The 5425-nt window shown below is 61.9% G+C and carries 5 protein-coding genes and 1 pseudogene; 4 read left to right on the top strand and 2 right to left on the bottom strand.

From position 1 onward, the window contains the following. Positions 1 to 185: 185 nt before the first annotated feature. Both MKL11_RS23935 and MKL11_RS23930 read left to right on the top strand, forming a co-directional pair. Complete coding sequence (locus MKL11_RS23935) at positions 186 to 440, top strand: hypothetical protein (RefSeq protein WP_243947893.1); 255 nt, start codon at positions 186 to 188, stop codon at positions 438 to 440. A 111-nt stretch (positions 441 to 551) separates the two neighbouring features. Then, positions 552 to 1709 carry an alpha/beta fold hydrolase gene (locus MKL11_RS23930; RefSeq protein ID WP_243947891.1) on the top strand — a complete coding sequence of 386 codons (1158 nt, stop codon included), beginning with the start codon at positions 552 to 554 and terminating at the stop codon, positions 1707 to 1709. 22 nt (positions 1710 to 1731) lie between these two features. Here the strand turns inward: MKL11_RS23930 and MKL11_RS23925 are convergent, their stop codons facing one another. Then, positions 1732 to 2001, bottom strand: a complete 270-nt coding sequence (locus MKL11_RS23925) for a hypothetical protein (RefSeq protein WP_243947890.1) — start codon at positions 1999 to 2001, stop codon at positions 1732 to 1734. Positions 2002 to 2681: 680 nt separating this feature from the next. Between MKL11_RS23925 and MKL11_RS23920 the strand changes: the two genes are divergently transcribed. After that, positions 2682 to 2951 (top strand): hypothetical protein, encoded by a 270-nt coding sequence (locus MKL11_RS23920; RefSeq protein WP_243947896.1) that lies wholly within the window; start codon positions 2682 to 2684, stop codon positions 2949 to 2951. A gap of 252 nt (positions 2952 to 3203) precedes the next feature. After that, positions 3204 to 3500: a hypothetical protein gene (locus MKL11_RS23915; protein WP_243947895.1), complete on the top strand. Its 297-nt coding sequence runs from the start codon at positions 3204 to 3206 to the stop codon at positions 3498 to 3500. Between the two features lie 542 nt (positions 3501 to 4042). On the opposite strand, the pseudogene MKL11_RS23910 reads toward MKL11_RS23915, so the two are convergent. Beyond that, a pseudogene (locus MKL11_RS23910) lies at positions 4043 to 4645 on the bottom strand (glycoside hydrolase family 16 protein); the annotation flags it as partial. Positions 4646 to 5425: the final 780 nt, after the last annotated feature.

The raw sequence follows: 5425 nt of genomic DNA, 5'->3' as shown, positions 1-5425 counted from the left end.
CTTCTACAATCCGCTGCGCCGGCACTCGGCGCTCGGCTACCGCTCGCCCGTCGTCTACGAGAATGAAACCCGCTCCGACCCGTTGCCCGAGACCCTGCTCAGCCAAGCCCCTAAACCGTCCACAAAAACGGGGCAATCCCAGTGACGGTGACCGACAAGCAGGCTTAGCGGACAGGAGGTGCGCCGTGGCGATGAAGACGACGTTCGTGGTGCAGCCGTTCGAGATCCACCGGAATCGCCTGCGCCCGGCCCGCCAAGAGACCGCGCAGACTGAAAGCGGGGCACTAAAGAAGGCCGAAGCCTTGGCCGCGCGCATGCCGGGCGCCGCAGCGCTCAAGGTGGTGGCTGACGAAGAGATCGGCGAACTGGAAGGCCTCACCGTCCTGGGTCAGTGGGGCGAGGTGCCAGAAGAGTTCGCCGAAAGCCTGCGGGATGGGTAAGGCCCATGTTGAGCGGGTATTCGCTCTGTCACTGCCCCGGATCACCGTGGCTTGCTGTTGCCCCTATGCTGAAGGAGGCTCAGTCAACAAAACTGGGGACGGGGACACGGTATGGTCGATCGAAACAGATACCGCTGTGCGCTCCTGGCAGCCACTCTCCTGCTCTCTGCGCCAGCCCTCGCGGATCCGCCAGCGGCCGCACCGATAGCGGCTGCTGGACCTGATCTTCAATCTGTTCTGCAGGACGGCGATGTGGACCTATCCGAGTTCGCACTCCGCAACGGGGAACACCTTTCCCCCTTGCGGCTCCATTACTCGACACTCGGCACGCCCCAGCGCGATGCTGCGGGTAAAATTACGAACGCGGTCCTGCTGCTCCACGCTACGACCGGCACCGGCAAGACCTTTTTGGTGCCGACGATCGCCCAGCACCTGTTCGGGCCAGGCCAGCCGCTGGACCCAAAGCTCTACTACGTCATCCTGCCGGACGGCATTGGCTTCGGCGGCTCCACGAAGCCGTCAGACGGTCTGCACGGGCGCTTTCCGCATTACGGATATCGCGATCAGGTCGAGGCGCAGCATGCCATGCTTCAGGCTATGGGTATCGATCATCTCAAGCTCGTGGCCGGCATTTCACAGGGTGGCATGCAGGCATGGCTTTGGGCCGAGCAGTTCCCGGACGCGATGGACGGTGTGATGCCGATCGCCTGCATGCCGATGCAGATCAGCGGCAGGAACCTGATGTGGCGCCAGATCGTCGCCGACGCAGTGCGCAGCGATCCGAAGTGGAACGGCGGTGAGTACGACCGCGCGGATCCTCCCACCGCTTGGACACGCAGCGCGGCGCTGATGTTCGCGCTCATGGTCAGCACCCCCGAGCGGCTGCAGACGGCTGGACCAGATCGTGCCAAGACGCTGGCCTACGAGAACGAGCTCTCGGCGCAGTACCGAGGGCGCGATGCCGGTGACGCCCTCTACGACTACGAGAGTTCAGCCGACTACGACCCCGCTCCCGAGGTAGCCCGCATCAAGGCGCCGATGCTCGCTATCAACTTCGCGGACGACCAAGTGAACCCGGCGCAGCTGCCCGTGGCCCGGGAGACTATCGCGAGCCTGCCCTCAGGCCACTTCGTTCTGTTGCCGGGCGGATGGGGGCATGCGGGTATCTACCACGCCGAGCTTTGGGCGGATCAGCTAGGCACGTTCCTGGGCAGCCTTACCAGCCAAGATGGCTCGGCCACCCCTAAGTCGGCTGCCGCCGGGAAGTAGGCAGCTAGCTACCTAGGATCCTCTACCGCGGTGACGTAGGGTGAACGAGCCACGTCACGGACGCGAAGGCGCCCAGCCACGACCCAAGGGCCGCGAAGGCCACGTACACCGCGTTCTCCGTGTAGTTGATCACGGCGAAGGCGGAGAGCAGGTACCAGCACGCTGACCAGTTCGCAGCCGGGACGCGCCGGCGGGCAGTCACGGCTGCGTTGAAGAAGACATAGGCGGCATCGGTGACGGCGGTGGCGACGACCACACCCACGGCAATCAACGGATCGATGTTCAGCAGCATGACACGCTCCCAGACTTGCCTGGGGGATCTCGTCCTCAAGTATGGCCCAGCAACCGCGCGGCACACGAGGCCGACTCGGCCCCGCAGCCCGATCTGATCACGCGCTGACGGGGGAGGTCGTCTATCTCACCGGCGTGCAGGCAAGATGCCATGGGCTAGTTAGCCGAAGCGCCGCCCCGGGATCCGGCGGCCGCTGCCGGATCCCGATAGGTCCGGCGGGTCAGGGTGGTCAATACCGATCGAAGGGAGGGGTGCATGTGCTCCTACCGGGATATAGCTATTCCCCCTCAACTTTCTTTAAAGGCACCTTGGAGCAAGCCAATTAACATTATGATTACCAAAGATGCATCAGCATCTCCAAAAGCTTATTCGCCGCTCCTGTGCTCTCAGGATGCTTAGTAGCATACTGGACGACCTTCTTTTCGGCAGACAAGGCGGCTGCCCTCGCTTTTGGAGACGCTGTAAAGGCCTGGAAAGCATAATTATTAGCTGTCCCAGCAGGAATATTTGATTCCGTTGTTCCTGGGCTGCTTGTAGTTGAAGGATGCGGTGTACCCGCAGCGTTGACCGGGCTCGTCGGGCTATTGGCCACGGAATTAGAAGCGTCGCCTGAGCCAGCAGTCGCGGACGTTACCGAGTTTGCAGGGGTAGCGGTTGGCGCACCGGTCGTGCCACTGCCCGTGCTGGTCGAACCAGCAGCCGTCGAATTTGCAGAGGTCGGCGAGGTGTGGACTGGGTCGGCGGGACTCGTTGTACCGGTGGCATTTGGCGCGCTGACCGGTGTGCGGGACCCGCCAGGCGTGCTTGTTGACCCGGTCGTTGCAGTGTTGGCCATGCCGGTCGGTGACGTGGCCGGACCGGCGGTTGTCGTAGAGCCGATTGTCGGATTGCTTGAGGGGCTGGAGGCGACCGGCGGCACTGAGCCGGTCGAGCTCGTCGTTGCTGGATAAGTTGCGCTGGACGATGCGGCGGTGCTTTCAGTTGTGCTGGCCGCCGCTCCGGTAGTGCCAGAGGCCGAGGAAGTTGTTCCCGTTGAGACAGTCGGTGCCGGGTGGGTTGGGCTTGTTGTGCTGGCAGTCGTCGGAGGGGCTGTGCTCGTCGTGCTGGTAACCGGGCCTATCGCACTGCTTGTACCCGCGGTCGTCCCAGTAGCCACGGGTTGAGCTGTGCCAGCCGCGGTTGCGGTTGAGCTGGCTGGGGTAATGCCGTTCGAGCTGACGCTTGTCCTGGTCGTACCTGTAGTCGTTCCAGCCGAACCTATGTTCGAGCCATTCGTGACAGCCGAGTTCGCCGCAGTGCCGCTCGCTTTTGGTGTGCCCGACGGGTTGTTAGCCACCGGATTAGTCGTGCTCGATGTGCCTGTAGTGGATCCAGACGGACTGGTGGTGCCCGTGGTACCGGTGGCTGACCCTGCCGTCGTACTGGGTGAACTCGCAGTCGTGTTCGTCGCCCCAGGGCTTGTGCCCGTCGTGCTGGTCGAACCCGTAGTTACCGGTTGAGATGTGCTCGTCGTACCGCTGGTCGAGCCATTCGAACTGGCACTCGTTCCGGCCCCAGTTATGGCCGCTGAACCCGTCGAGCCTGTAGTCGAGGCGCTCGTTGCGCTCCCGGGCGCCGGTTGAGTCGTGCTGGTCGACCTAGTGGTTGAGCTCGAAGTGCCCGTGGAGCCCACGGACGTTCCGCTCGTGGTCGCCGTGCCGGCGGCTGCGCCGGTCGGGGTCGTCGAACCCGTGGTCGCGTTGGTTGTGCCCGTCGATCCGGAGCTTGCGTTTGCGGTCGCGGCAGTCGCACTTGTGGTCGAGTTAGTCGTAGCGGCGGTCGCCCCGTACAGACCTGGATCCTTTCCATCCGGAGCGGAAACGGTGCCCTGTGTTACAGCTGAAGCATTTGGATTATTGGAGTAGGCGCGAATATAGTCGATATTCGAGGTGATCGGACTACCCGTGGCCCCGGCGTTGCTCTGCACGGCCAAATCCGCCATCATGTACATTGGACTATGCATGTCCGACGGCGTGGCTTGCGTGCCGACTTTCTGGCCATCGACATAGAAGGTTAGGTTGTCCGGCTGCCAGTTCACACCGTAGGTGTGGTAGCCAGATGGGTTGGACATCTCGCTGTAGACTTGGCGGTTGGCCTGCCAAGGTACACCGGCGGGTTGCGGATCAGTGGTGTGGATCGTGCTGTAGACCCCCGCATCGTTGTTCCCGTAGTGCTCAACGACGTCGAGCTCCTGCCAAGTGCCCGGGTTGTTCGCGGCCGGCTTTTGCTGGGTGGGCTCCATCCAGAATGCATCCCAGGCATTCGGATCGTTCGAGAAATCAGCCCGGATCTCGAAGTAGCCGTATGTCTGCGAGAAGTTGCCCTGTGTGGTGATCAGGCCCGACTCCCAGCTGCCGGGATAGCCCGATGTGGTCGTGCCGGGCTGCGCGGCGGTGATCGAAAGCGCCCCGTTCTTAACGCTGAATGGATCGTAGCCGGACCCGGCGTCGACGAACGAGGATTTCCCGAAGCCGATGTCGGAGTTGGCGTCAAAGCGCCACTCCGAACGGATATCAGCATAGGTGGTGCCAGCGCCGGTCTGCGAGATGCTGCGGGTATTAAACTCGTCGTCGAAGGTTAGTTTATAACCGTTCAGATCGACCATGAATGTATTCCCCAGATCAAAGGCAAGAAGCGACGGTTCTGTCGCATTATAAGAATTCTTGCCCGTGTCATTCAGCCTGCCGAAGACGGCAAGCGACCCATTCAGATTTGTATTCCTATTTTTAACACTGTGGAAACATTACTTACGCAGTTGCGATGCTGTCAAGCTCTTCAACCGAAGCGTGAGTGCGCGCCATCGCCACATCAGCGCCCCGGCGGAAATCAGCCTTTTCGATCAATCCGCTACATTCCGTTAAAGGAGCTTTAAGGAGTGACAGAAAGGCGCGGTCCTTCCGAGAGGCACCCCTATTTCCGAATGAAAATTCGGGGCCTTTTTATGGGACGCCCAGGAGCGGGGAGGCGGGTCTGGGCTTGGCCGCCCGTTGCCGAGCCTTGGATCCGCGATGCGGACACGGCTCAAATCCCCGCCTCATGCGACCGCTTGATCCGAGAGAACCGTCAAATCCGCATACTCAGACTGGATCGTTTCCTGCACATGAGCTAGCCAGCCTTCCGCGTGGCGAGCATGCTGTTCCGCCTCATGAGCACGCTCTTCAGCGCCCTTTGCCCAACCTTCGGCGGCCGTGAGCTGAACTTCCGCACAAAGTTAAGCCGCACGCGCCCTTGCTGTTAAACAGCGTTGAACATTGGTTCATCCGCACTTTCGGTGCTGGCGAGCCTTCGTACGGCCAAGCTCTACGGGTCGACCTCAGGCGGCATGGAGGACACGCTGGCGCAGAAGATCGAACTTCGCGCGGCCGTACATGCTCCGCTTGATCAG

The sequence above is a fragment of the Methylobacterium sp. J-077 genome, assembly GCF_022829365.1.
GTDB lineage: Bacteria > Pseudomonadota > Alphaproteobacteria > Rhizobiales > Beijerinckiaceae > Methylobacterium.
This window is presented reverse-complemented; position numbering and strand designations above follow the sequence as displayed.